We start from the raw sequence: 21,350 nt of genomic DNA, 5'->3' as shown, positions 1-21,350 counted from the left end.
GCTCAGTACCAAATTGACAGTGGCGAAGAGCTGCTTCGTTGTGGTGTTCTCGATTCTCCGCAATCTGCCTCAATTAACTTAGACCGTCCCGGCGATATTGACTACGTCAAGACGTGAGTGGGGTTGAATGTTGTGAACAGTGATCAATTCAACATGCCTTTCGCGAAAAATATGCCTTAAAAAATTTTCAGCTTTCCCCTTGAAGCGGATTTGAATGCCCCTATATCTATGGGTGAAGCAGGAGGTGCCAGCGAGTTGGGCCTTCGACGGTTTGTCCAAGAGGAAAACCCGCTTCAGTTGTTTAACCATTCAATTATTGCTTCAGAGAAGGATAGTGATGATGCGTACATTAGATTTTTCCCCCCTGTATCGTTCTGCCATTGGTTTTGATCGTCTGTTTAATCAGATGGAACAGAACCTGAATAATAGCAATGGCGGATATCCCCCATACAATATTGAACAGCAAGACGAGAACCACTACCGGATCACCATGGCGGTTGCTGGATTCTCTGATGATCAGCTCGAAATCAGCCAACATCAAAATCGTCTGATTGTCACCGGGAAACGTGCCATTTCCGAGCAGGATGAAAAACGCCAGTACCTGTATCAGGGTATTGCTGAGCGAGATTTTGAGCGTAAATTCCAACTGGCCGATCATGTCAAAGTGATTGGTGCTGCGATGGAAAATGGTTTACTCCATATTGAGCTGGAACACGAAGTCCCAGAAGAAGAGAAACCGCGTCGCATTGCGATTAACGGACAACGTCTGTTGGGACAAGAAGACTCGGTTGTGAGTCACACCGCTGAATAAGACTTGCGTCAACATTGTATGGAAGGTCAGCCTGAGGGCTGGCCTTTTTTATATGTGAGCCAACCTAATGAGAAGCTATCTATGTTTCACGTGAAACAAAGGTGTGATCTCACGATAAAGGTTTCACGTGAAACAACACTTTAGTGCTGCTTTGGTTTGGATTATCTTCTTCAGGCGATGATCTAATTTGAAGGAAGAAAAGTGTGGGGAAGGAAATCAAACCACAATTAAACCCGAAGCGCCAGCGTGTCAGTGCTGCCTGCCTGAAGCCGTTGTTGCCAGCGAATACACCTGCAGGATTGTCCCTCGTTACGGCTGCAGACCACCATGAACGTTTTGTTTTCGAATTAAAGAAAGCCGCAGAACGAGAGGCTGTCACTCAGATTTTTGGATGGGATGAAACCTTACAGTACCAACTGCATCTGTCTGAGTGGCAGGATTGTAAACCCTTGTTGATTCTGATGGACGGAACCCCGATTGGCAGTGTGTTGCTGGAAATGATTGCGCCGGAATGCCATTCGAAGACCGAACAAGACAGTCGCGATCTCCCGCAAAGTTATTTCAGCCGTTTCTTTCTGTTTCCGCAATGGCAAGGGCGGGGGATTGGCAGTGCGGTGCTAGGCGCAGTGATTGCGTGGTCTGATACAACCCAGAGACCCTGTCGCTTAATGTATTTACAGGGCAATCCTGTCGGTACTTTGTATCGGCGGTTTGGATTTGAATTGGTTGATGATGACTCTCAGTTTGTCACGATGGTTTACAACTCGAGTCCAAAGACAATCGTTTGAGTGAATTTCTCTGCGGCCTCAACAACACCGTGTGAAGACGATGCTTGCCTGACTCAGATGAACAAACAGGGCAGTGAATGCCCTGTTTGTTGTCTTTCGACGCGCGTGTTCAGTGAGACACTCAACCTTGCTGGTAAGCTTTTGCTACTTCCTCGGCAATGATCGCGATCCCGCGTTGCATCTTGTCATCATCCTGCACATAGTTCATTCGCAGGCATTCATGGCCGTGCGGCCAGTCTTCACCGAGACCAATAAAGAAATACTCACCCGGTACAATCAGCACGCCACGTGCTTTCAGGCGCTGATAGAGCTCCATGGTGGTGATCGGCAGCTCTTTTAGCCACAGCCAAAGGAACATGGCGCCTTCTGGTTTGTGAATCCGGAAGCGCGGATCCGGAATCGCTTCCTGAAGCCAACGTACAGCTTGCTGGGATTTCGCAGAGTAGAAAGGTTTGATGACTGTTTCACTTAAATGAAGCAGCTCGCCTTTTTCGATCATCTTGTTGACCACTGCAGGTCCGACACTGCCCGGTGCCAGACTCAGGACGCCGTTCATATTGGCCAGTGCTGTGGTGATCTCTTCACTGGCAATGACAATCCCGCAACGCACCCCGGGCAAACCCAGTTTCGACAGGCTCATGCACAGGATGGTGTTGGCATTCCAAAACGGGGTGACATCTTCAAAAATGATGTCTGGGAAGGGCATCCCGTAGGCATTGTCGATGATCAGTGGAATGCCGTGTTGTTGTGCAAGCGCATCCAGATGACGGACTTCTTCATCGGTCAACACATTCCCGGTTGGATTGGTCGGGCGGGATGCGCAGATTGCGCCGACATTCTCGTCGACGGTCAGGGCTTTGAAGTCGACATTATATTTAAACAGACCATTGTCCAGCAGGGTTATTTCTGGCTTGTACGAAATGAACATGTCTGGGCTGAGGCCGGCATCACCATAACCGATATACTCCGGGGCGAGGGGCAACAGAATCTTTTTATGGCTGCCGTCGGGAAATTCACCGGCCAGCAAATTAAATAAGCTGAAGAAGGCGCTTTGACTGCCGTTGGTCAGGCTGATGTTCTTGCTTGAAATATCCCAGCCATATCGTTTACGGAGCAGCTCGGCCAGAGACTGAATAAAAGTATTTTTCCCTTGCGGACCGTCGTAATTCGTCATCGCGGCTGCGAGGTCGCCGGTTTCATTCAGGCTGGCATTGAGCTGGGTAAAGTAGTCAACCATGGCTGGAATTTGAGCCGGATTGCCGCCGCCCAGCATGATTGCATCTGGGTTGCGCAGGCCATCATTCAAATCATCCATTAACTGGGTGATCCCCGAGTAACGGGCAAACTTGTTACCGAACGTAGAAAACTCCATCTTGCTTCGACCTCAGTGTGCGTCTGTTGTGATTTTTATTGTGGGTGAGCCAGACAACATACAGCAATGAAACTTACAGTGAAAGTGACTTTGTTCGAGCGATGTCAACAATGTGTTCGACGTGTGTTTCACGTGAAACACAGAAGAAATCATGTCCTTTATGATTAAGTTTAGATGATCTCCAATTCGTATTTCGCTTCCTGGTTTACTTTGTTTTGGCGTCAATAGAAACGAGCGGGCAGGTCGCGTTCAAGCCGAGCGCTTTGCTTTGCAAATGGATTGGACTGTTGTAGTCTGGTGCAGCTTGACCCAAGCAACCAGCTCGCGGAAAGGATGTTATCCAGGGTAATCTGATGTGCTGCACACCATGTGCAGCAGAGATGTTTGTCATCTACCTTCTCTCTGTGATGCGGGCCCAGAATCATGAGAATGGTGACATGATGAAAGCTGACAATGCATTTTCCCTCAGTCTGGTGCAGTTAAAATCTCAGGCGAAGCGAACCCTCAAAGCCGTGCGACGAGGTGACGAAGCCGCGCGTCGTTTTCTGCAGAAGAACCATCCGGTGCCGCAACAGATTACCATCGAAACGATCCGGCTTGCTGATGTTCAGCTTGCTCTGGCACGTTCTTTGGGAATGCCAAGCTGGCCGAAACTCAAGCATCATCTGCAAACGCTCGACGCGCACAAACAAGCGATCGCGCAGGGGAGTTCGTCTCTGGATCGTGAGATGCTCACCCTCCATATCCGTTGTGGTCATGACATTCAGCAGCTCTTAAAAACGGCCGGTTTTCAGGGCGAGTTTCTGCCGTTTATCGATCCTCATTGTATGGGACCTTTGTCTGCTGGATTTGCGTTTGAGCGCATGCGCGCAACCTATATTCATCAGTTTTTGTTGTCTGAAGTCGGGGACGAGCGTTCGGTAGAACATCTGATTGCTCAAACTCGGCAACAGTTGGATTCCCTGCTGGACGACAAGTTTCAGCGTTTGGTCTTTTGGGTCGAGCACGATAATTACGACCAATTGATGCTGTTTCGGTTACTGGCTTTTCTGGCGGATGAACCCGCAGCTTCATCGCGTGAGGTTGAGCTGATTGAAGTGAACCAGTATCCGGGGCGGAGTCGATTCATTGGCCTGGGGCAGTTGCCTGCGGAAGGACTTCGGGCTTTATGGCAACAAAGACGGCGTCTGGACACGGGACATTTCAAGTTCGCCCAACAAATATGGCAGGCATTTTGTTCGCCTTCACCTGCAGCTTTAATCGCAGCAAGCACGTCGGATGCGATGACCGTGTTTCCGAATCTGCCGGCTGTGATAGTCCGGCATTTGCAGGAATTACCTCATGGTTCGACCGGTCTCAGCCTGACACAAATGCTGGCGTTGCGTGTACTTGAAAACGCGTCTGGACCGCTTTGGGTGTCGGATTGGTTTCAGTCGTATCAGTCTGAAGAACCGTTGCCGTATCTTGGCGATTTGATGTTTTGGGTGCTCTTGAAACCCTTGCTCGTGTGCGAGACGCCTTTGATATCGGCGACCGGGATTGAACCTCATCAAAGCTGGCTGGATCATGACATCTCGATCACGACGTTCGGACGTTCGGTGCTCTCTGGCAAGGCGAGAGTCAGGTTGCCAGAATATTGGGTGGGTGGCATTTGTGTCCGTCCCGAGTCACGTTGGTGTTGGGATCATGAGTCGTTCAGTACCCTGAGGTTTGAAGACATCGACATCTAATGCGTGCCATCATCTGCTAAGACGGTGGTCGTGAAATGTTTCACGTGAAACATGATTGGTAAGTTGTCTTTCAGTTGCGCAGTGATCAATACAGAAAATTAAATCGAGGATATGTCATTTAGATGGGTGGCGTATCTGGCATGTTTCACGTGGAACATCTGCCTGAAGGCGTGGGGATGCTCAGCTCTTTGAGGACGGCATAAAAAAATCCCGCGAACATTGTCGAGGGATTTTCATTGCTTTTGGAGCGAGATAAATTCGGGAAGCGGTCAGGATCAGTTCTGTAGTACTGAAATGTCAGCCACTTTCAGGAATTCATTGCGCAGTTGGTTCAGCATGGTCAGACGGTTCACTTTCAGTGCTTCGTCATCTGCCATCACCATCACGTTATCGAAGAAGGCATCGACGGTGTCACGCAGTGTCGCCAGTTCAGACAGCGCCTGCTGATAATCACCAGCTGCAAACACTGGGGCCAGCTTCGCAGTCACAGCTTCAACATCGTTCGCCAGTGCTTTCTCGGCATCTTCAACCAGTAAGCTGCTGTTGATTGACGCAGACAGTTCACCTTCAAATTTTGCCAGGATATTCCCGACACGCTTGTTCGCTGCTGCCAGTGATTCAGCAGCATCCAGCGAACGGAAGTGACTGACGGCTTTCACACGTTTGTCGAAATCAGACGGAGTGGTTGGGCGACGAGCCAGAACGGCCTGAATCACATCGACACTGTGGCCTTCGTCCTGATACCAGGCACGGAAACGACCCAGCATGAAGTCAATGACATCGGCTTCCACGTTGTGGTTTGTCAGCTTCTGACCAAACAGTTCTTTGGCCTTGCGGATCAGATCAACCAGATCCAGCGCGTAGCCTTTTTCAACCATGATACGCAGTGCACCCAATGCGGCACGACGCAGGGCAAACGGGTCATTGGCACCTTTTGGATGCTGACCAATACCGAAAATACCAACCAGGGTGTCCATCTTGTCAGCCAGTGCGACAGCAGCGGCCACATCGGATCCTGGCAGTGCATCCCCGGCAAAACGTGGCATGTACTGTTCGTTCAGGGCAACGGCCACATCTTCATGTTCGCCGTCCAGACGCGCGTAATGCATTCCCATCACGCCCTGAGTGTCGGTAAATTCGAACACCATGGAGGTCATCAGGTCACACTTGGACAGTAGACCGGCACGTTCGGCATGCTCGACGTTGGCACCAATGTGCTGAGCAATAAAGCCGGACATTGCAGTGATGCGGTCTGTCTTATCACGCAAAGTCCCCAGTTGTTTCTGGAACAGGACATTGTCCAGCTCTGGCAGACGATCGACCAGCGGGCGCTTGCGGTCTGTGTTGAAGAAGAACTCTGCGTCAGCCAGGCGAGGGCGAACAACTTTTTCGTTTCCTTCGACGATGTGGCGCGGCTCTTTTGAAATGATGTTCGACACGAAGATGAACTTCGGCAGCAGTTTGCCGTTCGCATCGTAAACCGGGAAGTATTTCTGATCCCCTTTCATGGTGTACACCAGCGCTTCAGCGGGCACGTTCAGAAATTCTTCTTCGAAAGAAGCGGTCATCACAACCGGCCATTCCACCAGAGAAGTGACTTCTTCAACCAGATCATCTTCCAGATCAGCTGTACCGCCGACTGCAATCGCTGCTGCTTTGGCATCTGCGATGATTTGTGCTTTCCTGGTTTCGTAGTCGGCAATGACTTTTCCGCGCTCTGCAAGAATCGCAGGGTACTGATCGGCATGCTCGATGCTGAATTCAGATTCACCCATAAAGCGGTGGCCGCGGATGGTACGGGCAGATTCAACGCCAAGAATGGTGCCTGGGATCAGTTCGTCATTCAGCAGCATCACCAGGGTTTTCACCGGACGGATAAACTGCGTATCTGAATCACCCCAGCGCATTGGTTTTGGGATCGGCAGTTTTGCCAGCGCAGTGGCAGCCAGTTCACACAGCAGTTCGGTGGCAGGTTTGCCTTTCACCGCTTCTTTGAACAGCAGCCATTCGCCTTTGTCGGTTTTCAGGCGCTCAGCCTGCTCAACCGTGATGCCGTTGCCACGCGCCCAGCCTTGTGCTGCTTTGGTCGGGTTACCGTCGGCGTCAAAGGCAACACTGATCGCAGGGCCGCGCTTTTCAACAACTTTGTCGGCCTGGCCTTCAGCCAGTGCGGTCACTTTCAGTGCCAGTCGGCGAGGGGCCGCGTACCAGTCCATGCGCTGGTATGCCAGCTCGGCCGTGTTCAGCTCGGCAGCAAAGTTCTCGGCAAAAGCTTCCGCAAGGGTTCGCAGTGCTTTTGGCGGCAGCTCTTCGGTGCCCAGTTCAATCAGGAAATTTTTCTCAGCCATGCGAAATCCTTACTTGTCTTTTTTACACATCGGGAAGCCAAGGGCTTCGCGAGAGGCATAGTAGGCTTCTGCCACTTGCTTGGTCAGGTTACGAATCCGCAGGATGTAACGCTGGCGTTCGGTTACCGAGATTGCCTTGCGGGCATCAAGCAGGTTGAAGGCGTGGCCCGCTTTCAGAATACGCTCGTAAGCGGGCAGTGGCAGTGGCTGTTCCAGTGCCAGCAGCGACTGACATTCTTTCTCGCACTGATCGAAGAAGGTAAACAGGAAATCGACATCCGCGTGTTCAAAGTTATACGTCGACTGTTCCACTTCGTTCTGATGGAAGATATCGCCGTAAGTCACTTTGCCCAGTGGGCCATCGGTCCAGACCAGATCGTATACGGAATCGACACCCTGGATGTACATCGCCAGACGTTCAATTCCATAAGTGATCTCGCCAGTGACGGGTTTACATTCCAGGCCGCCCACTTGCTGGAAGTAAGTAAACTGTGTCACTTCCATGCCGTTCAGCCAGACTTCCCAGCCCAGGCCCCAGGCACCCAGTGTCGGGTTTTCCCAGTTGTCTTCTACAAAGCGAATGTCGTGAACCTGCGTATCAACGCCCAGCGCTTCCAGAGAGCCAAGATACAGCTCCTGAATGTTGTCCGGGGAAGGTTTGATGATGACCTGGAACTGATAATAGTGCTGCAGACGGTTCGGGTTTTCCCCGTAACGGCCGTCAGTCGGGCGGCGGGAAGGCTGCACATAGGCAGCGGCGATTGGCTCTGGTCCCAACGCGCGCAGACAGGTCATTGGATGCGAAGTACCCGCACCCACTTCCATATCCAGCGGCTGCACGATAGTACAACCTTGCTGGCCCCAGTAGTCCTGAAGCGTCAGGATCATGCCCTGAAAGGTCTTAATGTCGTATTTTTGCATTGTCAGCTTCACGAGATCCGTTGATAAAAGTAGAAAAGATAACAATCCAGTATACCTTGGCTGGCTTTGCGGGAGTAGGGGCCGCGCACGTTTTTTGCGCATTGTGGCGCCTTGTGTAAATTTTTGTCATCAGACTTCCGCCATAAGCAGAAACAGGGTAAAAAATTGACAGGTTTTTGATATCAGCGGGTCAATCTTGACTACAATGCAGCAAAAATATGCTGAGACGATGCCATGGCTCGGATCGGTTCATGAACAATCAATGGGGAATGAGCATGCAACAATACACCTCTTCGAACTCACGTAAGTGGGTACGCGCTATCCTTTTGTCGAGCATCACAGCGATGGTGGCAACAGGTTGTACAACGGTTAACCCATATACGCGTGAAGATCAGACAGCAAAATCAACCAGCGGTGCACTGATTGGTGCTGTTGCTGGTGCGGCTATCGGTGTGGCCTCATCAAGCAAGAGCGACCGCGGTAAAGGGGCGCTGATTGGTGCTGCTTCCGGTGCAGCACTGGGTGGCGGTATCGGCTACTACATGGATGTGCAGGAAGCAAAACTGCGTCAGCAGCTGGAATCGACCGGGATCAGCGTGACCCGTAATGGCGATCAGATTGTCCTGAACATGCCGAATGCGATTACCTTTGGCGTTGATCAGTCAAACCTCAGCCAGCAAGCCATGGATGCTCTTCATAACGTGGCACTGGTTGTGAACGAGTACGATAAAACGCAACTGAATATTTATGGTTTTACCGACAGCACAGGTTCTGAATCTTATAACTTACGTTTGTCTCAGGTACGTGCCAGTGAAGTGAGCAACTATCTGGTGCGGAGTGGCGTTGCCGCGAAACGTGTTCTGGCGAAAGGCATGGGTGAAGCGCATCCGATTGCTTCAAATGCGAATCAGCAGGGTCGTTCTCAGAACCGCCGTGTGGAGATTGTCTTGAGCCCGACGGCGTCATAACTGAGTTCATCTGACGGGAACACAGCAATGGGAAGCGGAAGCTTCCCTTTTTTCGTAGCTTGATTCTGGGGCGACTTCTGGCTATGATGCCGATTCCTTTGGGGAGTAGCCTGCCGTTCTGACGGCACAATCATCAACATAATTGAAGCAAAATCTTCATGGTGATTGTGACTGACCAATTTCTCCGGTCAGTTTGGCGAGACCATAGGCAAATCGATATGAACCGGGGTGGGGCATGTCTGTTTGTCTTTGGTTAAAAACGATAATCCTCGCCCCAAAGAGCATGTCGTGAGCATTTTAGCTGTATCCATTACTACCGTTGCACTGGCAGAAATTGGGGACAAAACCCAATTGTTATCCCTACTGCTGGCCAGTCGCTACCGTAAACCCGTTCCTATCATTCTGGCGATTTTTCTCGCTACGCTGGCCAATCACGCATTGGCTGCCTGGCTGGGTGTGGTTGTTGCCGATTATCTTTCTCCTGACATTCTTAAGTGGGTCCTGGTTGTCAGTTTTGTGGTGATGGCGGGCTGGATTCTGATCCCGGATAAACTGGACGATGACGAGACCATTTCAAATCGGGGTCCGTTTGTTGCGAGCTTCATTGCGTTTTTTATTGCAGAAATTGGCGATAAAACTCAGGTGGCTACGACTATGCTAGGCGCAAAATATCATGACGGCCTGTTGCTGGTTGTGCTGGGTACCACGATTGGCATGTTGCTGGCCAATGTACCTGTGGTTCTGATTGGAAAACTGTCTGCAGATAAAATGCCGCTGGGGCTGATCCGGAAGGTGACGGCAGGTTTATTTGTGTTGCTGGCGTTGGGTGCTGTATTTGGCCTGTAACAAAGAAATTGTGCGATTCAGGCTAGTCTTGAACCAGCGCAATGAAAATGTCATCAGGCAGCGTTAGGCTGCCTGATTCATTTTATGCTTTGCCTTTCTGAATCAAAAACCGGTAGGGCAAAGATTCTGTGTCCGCCGCCAGCAGTGTGTGATCCATAAAACGACAAAAACTCGGGATATCCCGGGTTGTGGAGGGATCATCGGCAAGCACCAGCAGTGTTTCGCCTTCGGCCATTTTGCGGACCGTTTTACGAACCATCATGACAGGTTCCGGACAACGCAGTCCTTGTGCCTCCAGGCTGAGAGTGGCGGAATCAAAATTCGTGTTCATCGTGAAACCATATCGTAAATGAGACCTAGATCATACTCACGGAGATTAAATAATCAACTGGGGGTTGGCAAGGGTAACAATTATGTGTAACTTAGTTAACAAGTTGTTAACTTTGTTGTCATCACAGGGAGGCGAGGATGATTACTCAGATGGATAGACTGACTATTTACTGTGTGCTGTGCTTTATCGCTTTCTGCTCGATTGTACTGCGCAACGTCGATGATTTAACAATCTTTTCGCTGGTGGGGTTGATCGCCGCTGCGATAGGACTCTGGCTCGAGCTATCACATTCTCCTGAGCTCGAAGAAGAGGAAAGCTAACTTTCACATCTACTACACTCCCCAGTTTTCTTGGGCTTCCCCGCTTTTATAGCGGGATTTTTTTTATTTGGCGAGTCAAAAAGTTCACCCGGCCAGACCGGATGAACGTGAACTGTATCGCCTCAATTCAACTCAGCCCAACTTCACCAGCGTTCGGCCGGTGACCTGTCCCTGAATAATGGCCTGTGCAAATGCCGGAACTTCTTCCAGGCTGATTGTTTGGCCTGCCTGCTGGTAAAAGCTTTCCGGCAGCAGTTCGCTCAGGCGCCGCCAGGCTTGCTGACGTTTTTCCATCGGGCAGTAGACGGAATCGATACCCTGCAGCCGGACATTGCGCAGAATGAAGGGCATGACAGTGGTGGGTAAATCAAAGCCGCCCGCCAGACCACAGGCCGCAACGGCGCCATTGTAATCCGTTTGTGCCAGCACTTTTGCCAGCATTTTGCTGCCGACGGTGTCGATGGCACCGGCCCAGCGTTGTTTTTCCAGCGGCTTGGCGGGTTCTTCCAGTTCGCTGCGCTCGACGATGGTCGAGGCACCGAGTTGTTTCAGTAGCGCACCATTCTGCGAGGCACGGCCGGTCACCGCGGCAACCCGGTAACCCAGCGCCGATAACAAGGTGATGGCAACAGAGCCGACACCACCGCTGGCACCTGTCACCAGAATCTCTCCCGATTCCGGTGTCAGACCGGCATCCTGCAGGGCTTGTACACACAGCATAGCGGTTAGACCTGCGGTGCCAATCACCATGGTTTGCTCACAGCTCAGGCCCTCGGGAAGTGGCACCAGCCAGTCTGCTTTTACGCGGGCACGCTCTGCCAGTCCGCCCCAATGGGTTTCGCCCACGCCCCAGCCGGTCAGTACAACTTTGTCGCCTGGCTGAAAACGGTCGTTGTCGGACTGGGTGACCGTGCCTGCGAAATCAATTCCCGGCACCATCGGAAATTCACGGATGATTTTTCCGGCACCGGTAATTGCCAGCCCGTCTTTATAGTTCAGAGAGGAGTATTCAACCGTGACGGTGACGTCTCCCTTGGGCAACTGGTGTTCTTCGATATCGCTGACCTGTGCCAGTGTTTGCTTGTCCTGCTGATTGAGGATAAGAGCTTTCAACATACGATTTCTCCGCGCTCAGGTATCGGTGGATTGTGATTGTATTGAGTCAGAATGTCTCAAATTCTGATCAGGAGCAACGTTTGCGAAAAAATTCACAAAAAAAAGCCCGCTATAAAAGCGGGCTTGAGAAAGTTAGTTTGAAGCAGATTAGCTATCCACACGCTCAAAGATGGTGGCAATGCCCTGACCCAAACCGATACACATGGTGGCCAGACCGTATTTCACGTCATGGTGCTCCATCAGATTGATCAGCGTGGTCGAGATTCGCGTGCCGGAACAGCCCAGTGGGTGGCCCAGTGCAATTGCACCGCCGTTGAGGTTCACTTTCTCGTCAACCGCATCCAGCAAACCCAGATCTTTGGCGCAAGGCAGGGACTGAGCTGCGAATGCTTCATTCAGCTCAATCATGCCGATATCTTCCATCGTCAGGCCTGCGCGCTTCAGTGCTTTTTTCGTTGCCGGTACAGGACCGTAACCCATAATGGACGGATCGCAACCCGCGATGGCCATCGACTTGATGCGTGCACGGATTTTCAGGCCCAGCTCTTTCGCTTTGCTCTCGCTCATCACCAGCATGGCTGAAGCACCGTCAGAGAGGGCGGAGGAAGTCCCTGCGGTGACTGTGCCATTGGCCGGATCGAAAACCGGACGCAGCGCAGACAAGGTTTCGACCGTTGTTTCCGGACGAATCACTTCGTCGAAATCGTACACTTTCAGGATACCGTTTTCATCGTGACCTTCGGTGGGCAGAATTTCGTTTTTGAAGCGGCCTTCCAGAGTGGCAGCATGTGCACGCTGGTGCGAGCGGGCAGCAAAGGCATCTTGCTGCTCACGGCTGATACCATGCATCCGGCCTAGCATTTCTGCTGTCAGGCCCATCATGCCCGCAGCTTGCGCCACCGACTTGGACAGACCCGGATGGAAATCTACACCATGGTTCATCGGCACGTGGCCCATGTGTTCCACACCACCGACCATGCAGATCTCAGCATCACCCACCATAATGGCACGGGCGGCACTGTGCAGGGCATCCATGGAGGAGCCACACAGACGGTTAACCGTGGTGGCACCGACAGTATGAGGAATTCCGGCCAGCAGCGACGCATTGCGCGCGACGTTGAATCCTTGCTCCAGTGTTTGCTGCACACAGCCCCAGTAAATGTCTTCAATCGCTGCCGGTTCAACCTGAGGGTTGCGCTCCAGCAGGCCTTTCATCAGATGTGCTGACAAGTCTTCAGCACGTTTGTTACGAAATGCACCAGCTTTAGAACGCCCCATCGGGGTACGGATGCAGTCAACAATTACGACGTTATTCATGTGTTTATCCTCGTCCTTAAGCGTTTACGGTTGCGTTGTAATAGCGTTCGCCTTGCACTGCTTTTTCACGCAGACCGGCCGGCACTTCGTACACAGCGCCAAGGTGAGCGAACTGATCGGCCATCGCGACATAGTTCGCCAGACCCATCGCATCCAGGTAACGGAACACGCCGCCACGGAACGGAGGGAAGCCCAGGCCATAAACCAGTGCCATGTCCGCTTCTGCTGGCGTGGCAATGATGCCTTCTTCCAGGCAGCGAACCACTTCGTTGATCATCGGGACCATGGTGCGGGCAATGATCTCTTCATCGCTGAAGTCGGCCGCGCGGCTGACAACCGGGGCGAGCAGGCTCGCAACTTCCGGTGCCACATCTTTCTTCGGCTTGCCTTTCTTATCAACGGAGTAAGCGTAGAAGCCTTTACCGTTCTTCTGGCCCAGACGCTGGTTCTCGTACATTACGTCGACAGCATCTTTGTAGTCTTTACCCATGCGCTCAGGGAAGCCTTCTGCCATTACCGCTTGCGCATGGTGCGCAGTATCAATCCCCACAACATCCAGCAGGTAAGCAGGGCCCATCGGCCAGCCGAATTTCTTCTCCATGACTTTATCGACTTTGGTGAAGTCGGCACCGTCACGCAGCAGCAGGCTGAAACCGGCAAAGTAAGGGAACAGAACACGGTTCACGAAGAACCCCGGACAGTCATTCACGACAATCGGCGATTTGCCCATCTTGGCCGCGTAAGCCACCACACGGGAAATGGTTTCTTCCGAAGTGTGTTCACCCCGGATGATTTCAACCAGCGGCATGCGGTGAACCGGGTTGAAGAAGTGCATGCCACAGAATTTCTCCGGGCGCTTGAGTGATTTTGCCAGCACGTTGATTGGAATCGTCGAAGTATTGGAGGTAATCACGGTGTCTTCACCCACACGTTCTTCCACTTCAGCCAGCACCGCTGCTTTTACTTTCGGGTTTTCAACGACGGCTTCAACGATGACATCGGCTTCTTCAATCCCGGCGTAGTGCAGGGTTGGCTGAATGGATGCCAGAATTTTTGCCAGCTTCAGGCCATTCAGTTTGCCGCGTTCCAATTGTTTGTTCAGCAGCTTGGATGCTTCGGTCATGCCCAGATCCAGTGAAGGCTGTGCGATGTCTTTCATCATCACGGGTACGCCTTTCAGGGCAGACTGATAGGCAATACCACCGCCCATGATCCCGGCACCCAAAACGGCTGCGCGTTGGGTGTCTTTGCCTTCTTTGGCAGCTTGTTTGGCCTGGCCTTTGATGTACTGGTCATTCAGGAAGATACCAACCAGTGCAGGGGCTACTTCGCTTTTCGCCAGAGCCACAAAGCCTTTATTCTCGACTTTCAGTGCTTCGTCACGGCTCATGCCTGCCGCTTCTTCAATACACTTCACGGCGGTGATTGGGGCAGGATAGTGTGGACCGGCCACTTGCATCACCATGCCTTTGGCCATGGTGAAACTCATGGTCGCTTCAATTTTATTCAGCTTGAGCGGCGCTTGTTTCTGAGCGCGGCGGGATTGCCAGTCCAGTTTTCCGGCGATGGCATCTTTGAGCATCGTCAGTGCGGCATCGTGCAGGGCATCTGGTGCAACGACGGCATCAACCAGTCCAAGTTTCAGTGCTTCCGGAGCTTTCTTCGCTTTACCGGCTGCAATGATGTCCATGGCCGGATCAGCACCGATCAGGCGAGGCAGACGAACAGAGCCACCCCAGCCCGGCATGATACCCAGTTTGGTTTCTGGCAGGCCAACCAGTGCTGTGGTGTCAGCCACACGAATATCAGTTGCCAGAATGCATTCACAGCCGCCGCCCAGTGCAAAGCCGTTGACGGCTGCAACAGTCGGGACAGAAATATCTTCCAGACGATTAAAAATAGCATTGGCATCTGCCAGCCAGCTGGAGAGCGTCTCGGCTTCCTGTGTCATGATGTCCGGAAACTCGGTGACATCCGCACCGACGATAAAAGCAGGTTTACCGGACGTTAACAGAACACCTTTCAGATCATTTTGCTGATAGAGGGCGTTGATAGCTTCACTGAGGTTTTCCAGGGTCTTGCGATCCAGCTTATTCACGCTGCCTGGCGCATTGAAGTTGATTTCCGCAATGCCATCCTCCAGATAGCGTGCAGACAGGGTTTCACCTTGGTAAATCATGTTCTATCTCCGTGAATACCGGTGCATTGCCGGTTTGATTTTGACTGGTTTGACCTGCAACCAGGTTAAAGATTAGTCTGAACCTGTTGTAATGCGATTTCAACACCTATTTTAAACAATTGTTTAAACCTTGATGTCGGGATGTTGCAAAAGGTGATTTTGGTCGAATCCTCTGAGTTGAATGTGTCTGATTTGGCTTTTTGATTCCGCTGGTTTTGCGAGTCATTTCATTATGTTTAGCAAAAAATGTGTCTTCTGATAGCCATTGTGACTGTTATCAGTGTACATCCAAGTACATTCCCTTGGTGGAATAAAAACGGAATGAATAAGCATAAGGATGCACTCATGAAGACAGCGCTGAGATTATTGCCTGTGATGGTGACGGCGGCTTTATTGCCGACAGTTGTCCATTCAGTGACACTGCCAAAACCTGCGCCGGTATTAAATGCCGATGTAGACTGGTCCTGGGTTCCCGATGAAATTCCATCAGATCCCTTGTATTCACAACAATGGCACTTACAGAACCATGGTCAGACCGCATTTTCCCGCTCTGGTGGTTTGGTGGGTCAGGATATGAATCTGTATATCAGTCACGCGATCGGTGTACGCGGACAGGGAGTGACGATTGCTGTGGTTGATGACGGCCTGGAAATCGGTCATCCGGATCTGGCGGCGAATATCCGTCCGGGCTCCCGCGATGTGGTCAATAATGATGATGACCCGACACCAGATGATCCAACAGACGGACATGGCACCGCGGTGGCTGGGATTGCAGCCGCTGTGGGCTGGAACGGTGTAGGCGGCCGTGGTGTGGCACCCTATGCGGGCCTGAAAGGGTTTAACTGGCTGAATAATCAGTCGATGGAAGCCTGGTTGTTGTCACACGGTGAAGCTGAGAACACTGCGGATGTCCGTGTGTTTAACCAAAGCTATGGATCCTCATCCATCGTGCCTCGTAAGTATGATCTCAATCAATTGAATACAGCATTAAAAGAGCAGGCTTACGAGCGGGTCAGTCGGGAGTCGCATCAGGGGCTGGGCAGTCTTTTCGTGAAATCTGCCGGGAACAGCTATAAACGTTTCCGTATTTCTCTGGGATCACTGGGAAGGACTCTGATTCTGCCTGGAGATTATTATGATACAGCGCGAATCGGACCGGCAAACAATGGTCTGCCGATGCAAGACAGTAATATCACCTCAGATAATGCCAATTTCTGGAATATGGTGGTCTCGGCACTCAATGCTAACGGTGAGTTGTCATCTTATTCTTCGGTTGGGGCAAATGTGTTCGTTTCTGCGCCCGGTGGTGAGTACGGCACGGATTCTCCGGCTATGATCACGACAGACGTGTCGGGCTGCCATGCGGGCTACAATACGGTGGATCGTCTGACAAATGGTCTGCATGGCGGAACAGCGCTCGATCCGCGCTGTGAATATAATGGCGTGATGAACGGTACTTCATCAGCAGCACCTAATGCCTCTGGGGCGGTGGCGATGATTATGTCTGCCAACCCGAACCTGAGCTGGCGCGATGTGAAACATATTCTGGCCTCAACCGCGACGAAAACCGATCCGAATCATTCCGGCGTTCATCTGACTTTTACTGGGTCAAATCAGGCCGAGGTGACTTATGCTGCAATTCCGGGCTGGCAAACCAATGCCGCGGGCTATGATTTCCACAACTTCTACGGATTTGGCAGGGTGAATGTCGACGGTGCGGTGGCGATGGCGCAAACGTACTCAGCGCCACTACCACCGATGACAATTACACCGTGGCAGCATGTCAATCGTCGTGAAAATATCCCGGATGCCAATCTGCACGGTGCCGTGAGTACCTATCAGCAGGCCAATGACTTTGTGGTCGAGGCGGTTCAGGTCAAAGTTGATATCGATCATGAGCGTGTGCACGATCTGGCGATAGAACTCGTTTCACCCTCAGGGACGCGCAGTGTCATCTTGTCGCCTCGCTCAGGGCTGGTGGGGCAGTCGGTATACAGCAATGTGAATGGCTTTGAGCAGCAGCTTCTGTTGTCGAATCATTTCTATGGTGAGTCGGCACAAGGACAATGGCAATTAGTGGTCAGAGACACAAATCAGGCTACTTCTCAATGGATTGCGGAACCTCAAAATGGACAACGCATTCCGGTCAGCCAGCAAAACAACGCTCAGGATGGTGTGCTGAAATCCTGGGATATTCGTTTCTTTGGTCATCAGGGGTAAATCATGATGAAAACTTTCGTTCTGTGTACTTCATTGTTATTTGCTGCGCCGCTGCTGGCGGATGATTCGTCGCTTCCATTGGCTGAATCGCTTTCTCAGGGGCGTGGCGACATTTTGATGATTAATGGCGTTGCTTATCAACAATTGTCTGAGACTCAGGCAGGAAAAACGCGCCAGAAACGTTCTTTGTCGGTCAATCCCATTCTGAGGAAAGGCGACAAGCTGGTGGCGGTGAATTCAGCCGAGGGAGCGGTTGAGATCACCGGCAGCTTCCTGATCCGTTTGGAGTCTGGTGCGGATGCAGCGACCTTTGCAGCACAGCATCAGCTGGAACTGGTATTTACCGGTGATGAGATCGCGTTGCTGAAAGCCAAAGAGGGGGTGAACCTGCTGCCTTTACTGGAGCAACTGGAGCAAAGCCACCAGGTCGAGCAGGTCGCGCTGGAGCTCAATCAACAGCTCAATGAGCCGCAGTAACTCAGGCTGCGGACGGTGAAAGAAAGGAGCTTCGGCTCCTTTTTTTGCTGCTGTGAAACACAGAGCAAGGTTGTGCTATTCTTGCGCTTTTGTATGACGTGAATCGCGAAAAGGAAGACATGGCACAGGCTCCTTATCTTATCCCGGTTGAATCGGTTGTGACCGAGGAAGAAATTAAAAAAAGTCGGTTTATCACTTATCTGGCGCATACGCCCGGGATAGAGGCTGCCAAAGCATTTGTTCAGACCATCAAAACCCGCCATGGTGACGCGCGCCACAACTGCTGGGCTTTCGTGGCGGGTCGCCCGGAAGACTCGATGATGTGGGGATTCAGTGATGACGGCGAGCCTTCCGGCACAGCCGGAAAACCGATTCTGGCCCAATTGAGTGGCTCTGGGGTTGGGGAGATCACTGCAGTGGTCACACGCTATTATGGTGGGATCCGTCTGGGAACCGGCGGACTGGTGAAAGCGTATGGCGGCGGTGTTCAGCAAGCCCTCTCTGTGCTCGTGTCCAAAGAAAAGGTGATTACTTCACCGATTTACCTGTGCTGTGCGTATAATCAGGTGCCTTTATTAGAAGCTGTAATGGCTGAGTATGGCGCTGACGTGACAAAAGCCGACTATGGCGCGGATGTCACCTTGCTGATTGAAATCGACAGTCGTCGGGTTGAGGACTTTAAGACCTGTCTGATAAATCGCAGTGGCGACCGGATTCGGATTCAGGACGCAAACACGGCTTTATAAAACAAACTTGACTGAGCGCCCGCAAGATTATGCAAATTCGTTCCATTATCCGTATCGTTGGCCTGCTGCTGGCACTGTTTAGTGTCACCATGTTGGTTCCTGCCTTTATCGCCTTACTGTACCGAGATGGTGCAGGTTTTCCCTTTGTGGTGACCTTCTTTATCTTACTGGCGGGTGGTGCGGCACTATGGCTGCCTAACCGGCATCACCGGCGGGAACTGAAAGCCCGGGATGGATTTCTGATTGTTGTTTTATTCTGGACCGTTATTGGCAGTGCCGGGGCTGTGCCTTTTATTCTGTCGAAAAACCCGGACCTCTCCTTTACAGACTCATTTTTTGAATCTTTCTCCGCCCTGACGACGACCGGGGCAACTGTGATTGTCGGACTGGATGCTTTACCGAAGGCGATTCTTTTTTATCGCCAAATGCTGCAATGGTTTGGCGGAATGGGGATCATTGTCCTGGCTGTCGCGATTTTGCCGGTACTGGGCATCGGTGGTATGCAGTTGTACCGTGCTGAAATTCCGGGCCCGGTGAAAGACAGTAAGATGACCCCGAGGATCGCAGAAACCGCGAAGACGCTCTGGTACATCTATCTGACGCTGACCATCGCCTGCGCTGTGGCTTTCTGGGCGGCCGGAATGGATGTGTTCAATGCGATAGCCCATAGCTTTTCTACGGTTGCCATTGGCGGGTTTTCGACGCATGACGCCAGTATCGGGCATTACAACAGCCCTGCGATCAATATGGTGACCGTCGTCTTCTTGCTGATCTCCGCCTGTAATTTCTCATTGCACTTTGCAGCCTTTTCAAATCGGGGAACGCATTTGCGAACCTATCTTCGCGATCCGGAATTCAAAGCCTTTCTGGTGGTGCAGGTAATTTTGTTTGCGATTTGCTACAGCTTACTGATAAAGCACCACACTTACGACAGCTGGTGGGAGACATTGGATCAGGCGCTGTTTCAGACGGTATCGATTTCAACGACGGCCGGATTTACGACCACCAGTTTTTCGGAGTGGCCGCTGTTTTTGCCTGTGCTGCTTTTATTCTCCTCTTTTATAGGCGGATGCGCTGGCTCAACCGGTGGTGGTATCAAAGTGATTCGAGTGTTGTTGCTGTTTTTGCAGGGTGTGCGTGAGCTGAAGCGTCTGGTGCACCCCCGAGCGGTGTACACCATTAAAGTGGGGAATAAGGCCTTGCCACAACGAGTGGTCGATGCGGTCTGGGGTTTTTTCTCTGCTTATGCGCTGGTATTTGTGATGTGTATGCTGGTGTTGGTTGGAACCGGCATGGACGAACTGACTGCATTTTCGGCCGTCGCTGCAACGTTGAACAATCTGGGGCCGGGCTTGGGCCAGGTTTCAGTTCATTTTGGTGAAGTGAATGATGCTGCGAAGTGGACCTTAATTGTCGCCATGTTGTTTGGCCGCCTTGAAGTCTTTACGCTACTGGTTCTGTTTACCCCGACATTCTGGCGTAACTAAGGAGATCATTATGGAAAAGGTGCTGATGCTGCACTCGAGCCGTGAAGGACAGACCATCAAAATACTCAGACAGATAGAGCAGGAGCTGGGCTCAGAGTTTCAGTGTGACATTCTGGATATTCATCAGTTGCCAGAGATCAACTTTACTCAGTACAGCAAAGTCCTGTTGGGGGCCTCTGTCCGTTACGGACATCTGAACAAAAAGTTATATCAGTTCATTGCACACCATCAGGTACAGCTTGAGGCACAGAAAGTGGCTTTTTACTGTGTGAACCTGACAGCAAGAAAAACGGGTAAAGATACGCCCGAGACCAGTGTGTATATGCAGAAGTTTTTACAGAAGTCCCCTTGGTGTCCTGATTTACTGGAAGTCTTTGCCGGCGCACTGCGTTATCCGAGGTATAACTGGTTCGATCGCACCATGATTCGGTTCATTATGCGAATGACAGGTGGGGAAACGGATACGACAAAAGAAGTGGAATATACGGACTGGAAACGTGTTTCCGCCTTTTCAGAGGCATTTAAGCAACTCTGAAGGGCAAAAAAAGGCGGTTTTGATTAACTTTTGTCCGAAAAAAAGAAAAAACAAAAAAATCTTAAAAATGCACTTGCGCCCTGAAAGAAAGTCCCTATAATGCCGCCTCACTGAACGGGGTTACAGCAAAGAAAGCTGAAAACCAAAGGTTCACGGGAAAGTTGTTCTGAAATAGATTGGAAAAAGTGTTTGACACGGTTTTTCATTTCGATAGAATAGCCGCCCTGTCCACGATGAGCGAAGCGCGAATCTGGCAAAGTTCTTTAACAATTTGACCATGCAATCTGTGTGGGCACTCGACAATGATACAGTCAAAAGATTTTATCAGTGAACTGAGTGACCAATTGGTAGCACTTTCTTGAAAGGGTTACCGGCACAGTCAATTCGTTTCAACTTCGGTTGAAACATCAGTAATCACTGAGCCGCTTCTCTTCGGAGAGGCAACAAAATTCTAATTGAAGAGTTTGATCATGGCTCAGATTGAACGCTGGCGGCAGGCCTAACACATGCAAGTCGAGCGGCAGCGACATCAACAATCCTTCGGGTGCGATGATGGGCGGCGAGCGGCGGACGGGTGAGTAATGCCTGGGAACATGCCTTAGTGTGGGGGATAACCATTGGAAACGATGGCTAATACCGCATAATCTCCTTTCTTTTACGAGATGGGAGCAAAGCGGGGGACCTTCGGGCCTCGCGCGCTAAGATTGGCCCAGGTGGGATTAGCTAGTAGGTGGGGTAACGGCTCACCTAGGCAACGATCCCTAGCTGGTCTGAGAGGATGATCAGCCACACTGGAACTGAGACACGGTCCAGACTCCTACGGGAGGCAGCAGTGGGG

19 protein-coding genes, 1 rRNA gene and 1 riboswitch are annotated in these 21,350 nt (G+C 51.4%); of the genes, 13 read left to right on the top strand and 7 right to left on the bottom strand.

Going from position 1 to position 21,350, the window contains the following annotated elements; translation table 11 throughout:
- The first annotated feature begins 340 nt into the window (after positions 1-340).
- On the top strand, positions 341-811 hold the full coding sequence (locus Q4579_RS15785; protein ID WP_303565528.1) for an Hsp20 family protein: 471 nt from the start codon (positions 341-343) through the stop codon (positions 809-811).
- A 203-nt stretch (positions 812-1,014) separates the two neighbouring features.
- Positions 1,015-1,599, top strand: coding sequence for a GNAT family N-acetyltransferase (locus Q4579_RS15780; RefSeq protein ID WP_368501997.1), 585 nt, complete (start codon positions 1,015-1,017; stop codon positions 1,597-1,599).
- Between the two features lie 121 nt (positions 1,600-1,720).
- On the opposite strand, the gene Q4579_RS15775 is transcribed toward Q4579_RS15780, so the two are convergent.
- Positions 1,721-2,971: a valine--pyruvate transaminase gene (locus tag Q4579_RS15775; protein WP_303565527.1), complete on the bottom strand. Its 1,251-nt coding sequence runs from the start codon at positions 2,969-2,971 to the stop codon at positions 1,721-1,723.
- Positions 2,972-3,408: 437 nt separating this feature from the next.
- On the opposite strand from Q4579_RS15775, the gene Q4579_RS15770 reads away from it, so the two are divergent.
- Together Q4579_RS15770 and Q4579_RS23080 are read left to right on the top strand one after the other, a co-directional pair.
- Positions 3,409-4,701: a DUF1835 domain-containing protein gene (locus Q4579_RS15770; RefSeq protein ID WP_303565525.1), complete on the top strand. Its 1,293-nt coding sequence runs from the start codon at positions 3,409-3,411 to the stop codon at positions 4,699-4,701.
- A gap of 111 nt (positions 4,702-4,812) precedes the next feature.
- The gene (locus Q4579_RS23080; protein WP_368501998.1) at positions 4,813-4,893 is read left to right on the top strand and encodes a cytochrome b6-f complex subunit PetN; all 81 of its coding nucleotides are present in this window, start codon (positions 4,813-4,815) and stop codon (positions 4,891-4,893) included.
- Positions 4,894-4,976: 83 nt separating this feature from the next.
- Here the strand turns inward: Q4579_RS23080 and glyS are convergent, their stop codons facing one another.
- Positions 4,977-7,049 carry a glycine--tRNA ligase subunit beta gene (glyS, locus tag Q4579_RS15765; RefSeq protein ID WP_303565523.1) on the bottom strand — a complete coding sequence of 691 codons (2,073 nt, stop codon included), beginning with the start codon at positions 7,047-7,049 and terminating at the stop codon, positions 4,977-4,979.
- A 9-nt stretch (positions 7,050-7,058) separates the two neighbouring features.
- Positions 7,059-7,970, bottom strand: coding sequence for a glycine--tRNA ligase subunit alpha (gene glyQ / locus Q4579_RS15760; RefSeq protein WP_211646672.1), 912 nt, complete (start codon positions 7,968-7,970; stop codon positions 7,059-7,061).
- Between the two features lie 251 nt (positions 7,971-8,221).
- Between glyQ and Q4579_RS15755 the strand changes: the two genes are divergently transcribed.
- Complete coding sequence (locus tag Q4579_RS15755) at positions 8,222-8,938, top strand: OmpA family protein (protein ID WP_303565522.1); 717 nt, start codon at positions 8,222-8,224, stop codon at positions 8,936-8,938.
- 95 nt (positions 8,939-9,033) lie between these two features.
- Positions 9,034-9,132, top strand: a riboswitch (yybP-ykoY riboswitch).
- A 94-nt stretch (positions 9,133-9,226) separates the two neighbouring features.
- Entirely contained in the window at positions 9,227-9,784 is a 558-nt protein-coding gene (locus Q4579_RS15750; protein ID WP_303565520.1) for a TMEM165/GDT1 family protein, read from the top strand.
- An 82-nt stretch (positions 9,785-9,866) separates the two neighbouring features.
- Here Q4579_RS15750 and tusA read toward each other — a convergent pair whose 3' ends face one another.
- The gene (gene tusA, locus Q4579_RS15745) at positions 9,867-10,115 is read right to left on the bottom strand and encodes a sulfurtransferase TusA (RefSeq protein ID WP_046222073.1); all 249 of its coding nucleotides are present in this window, start codon (positions 10,113-10,115) and stop codon (positions 9,867-9,869) included.
- Between the two features lie 137 nt (positions 10,116-10,252).
- Here tusA and Q4579_RS15740 point away from each other — a divergent pair, with 137 nt between their 5' ends.
- Positions 10,253-10,435, top strand: coding sequence for a hypothetical protein (locus Q4579_RS15740; RefSeq protein ID WP_303565519.1), 183 nt, complete (start codon positions 10,253-10,255; stop codon positions 10,433-10,435).
- Between the two features lie 132 nt (positions 10,436-10,567).
- On the opposite strand, the gene Q4579_RS15735 is transcribed toward Q4579_RS15740, so the two are convergent.
- The 3 genes from Q4579_RS15735 to fadB form a co-directional block, all read right to left on the bottom strand.
- On the bottom strand, positions 10,568-11,551 hold the full coding sequence (locus tag Q4579_RS15735; protein ID WP_303565518.1) for an MDR family oxidoreductase: 984 nt from the start codon (positions 11,549-11,551) through the stop codon (positions 10,568-10,570).
- A 147-nt stretch (positions 11,552-11,698) separates the two neighbouring features.
- Complete coding sequence (gene fadA, locus Q4579_RS15730; protein WP_211646667.1) at positions 11,699-12,868, bottom strand: acetyl-CoA C-acyltransferase FadA; 1,170 nt, start codon at positions 12,866-12,868, stop codon at positions 11,699-11,701.
- Between the two features lie 16 nt (positions 12,869-12,884).
- On the bottom strand, positions 12,885-15,047 hold the full coding sequence (fadB, locus tag Q4579_RS15725; protein ID WP_303565517.1) for a fatty acid oxidation complex subunit alpha FadB: 2,163 nt from the start codon (positions 15,045-15,047) through the stop codon (positions 12,885-12,887).
- Between the two features lie 345 nt (positions 15,048-15,392).
- On the opposite strand from fadB, the gene Q4579_RS15720 reads away from it, so the two are divergent.
- The 6 genes from Q4579_RS15720 to Q4579_RS15695 form a co-directional block, all read left to right on the top strand.
- Positions 15,393-17,267, top strand: coding sequence for a S8 family serine peptidase (locus Q4579_RS15720; RefSeq protein WP_303565516.1), 1,875 nt, complete (start codon positions 15,393-15,395; stop codon positions 17,265-17,267).
- 3 nt (positions 17,268-17,270) lie between these two features.
- Complete coding sequence (locus tag Q4579_RS15715) at positions 17,271-17,744, top strand: hypothetical protein (protein WP_303565515.1); 474 nt, start codon at positions 17,271-17,273, stop codon at positions 17,742-17,744.
- A 119-nt stretch (positions 17,745-17,863) separates the two neighbouring features.
- On the top strand, positions 17,864-18,490 hold the full coding sequence (locus Q4579_RS15710; RefSeq protein ID WP_303565513.1) for a YigZ family protein: 627 nt from the start codon (positions 17,864-17,866) through the stop codon (positions 18,488-18,490).
- Positions 18,491-18,519: 29 nt separating this feature from the next.
- Entirely contained in the window at positions 18,520-19,977 is a 1,458-nt protein-coding gene (locus tag Q4579_RS15705) for a TrkH family potassium uptake protein (protein WP_303565512.1), read from the top strand.
- Positions 19,978-19,987: 10 nt separating this feature from the next.
- A complete protein-coding gene (gene hemG / locus Q4579_RS15700) occupies positions 19,988-20,512 on the top strand; it encodes a menaquinone-dependent protoporphyrinogen IX dehydrogenase (RefSeq protein ID WP_303565511.1) in 525 nt (174 codons plus the stop codon).
- A 452-nt stretch (positions 20,513-20,964) separates the two neighbouring features.
- A 16S ribosomal RNA gene (locus Q4579_RS15695) occupies positions 20,965-21,350 on the top strand; the annotation flags it as partial.

It is taken from the genome of Photobacterium sp. 1_MG-2023, assembly GCF_030547945.1.
Classification (GTDB): Bacteria; Pseudomonadota; Gammaproteobacteria; order Enterobacterales; family Vibrionaceae; genus Photobacterium.
This window is presented reverse-complemented; position numbering and strand designations above follow the sequence as displayed.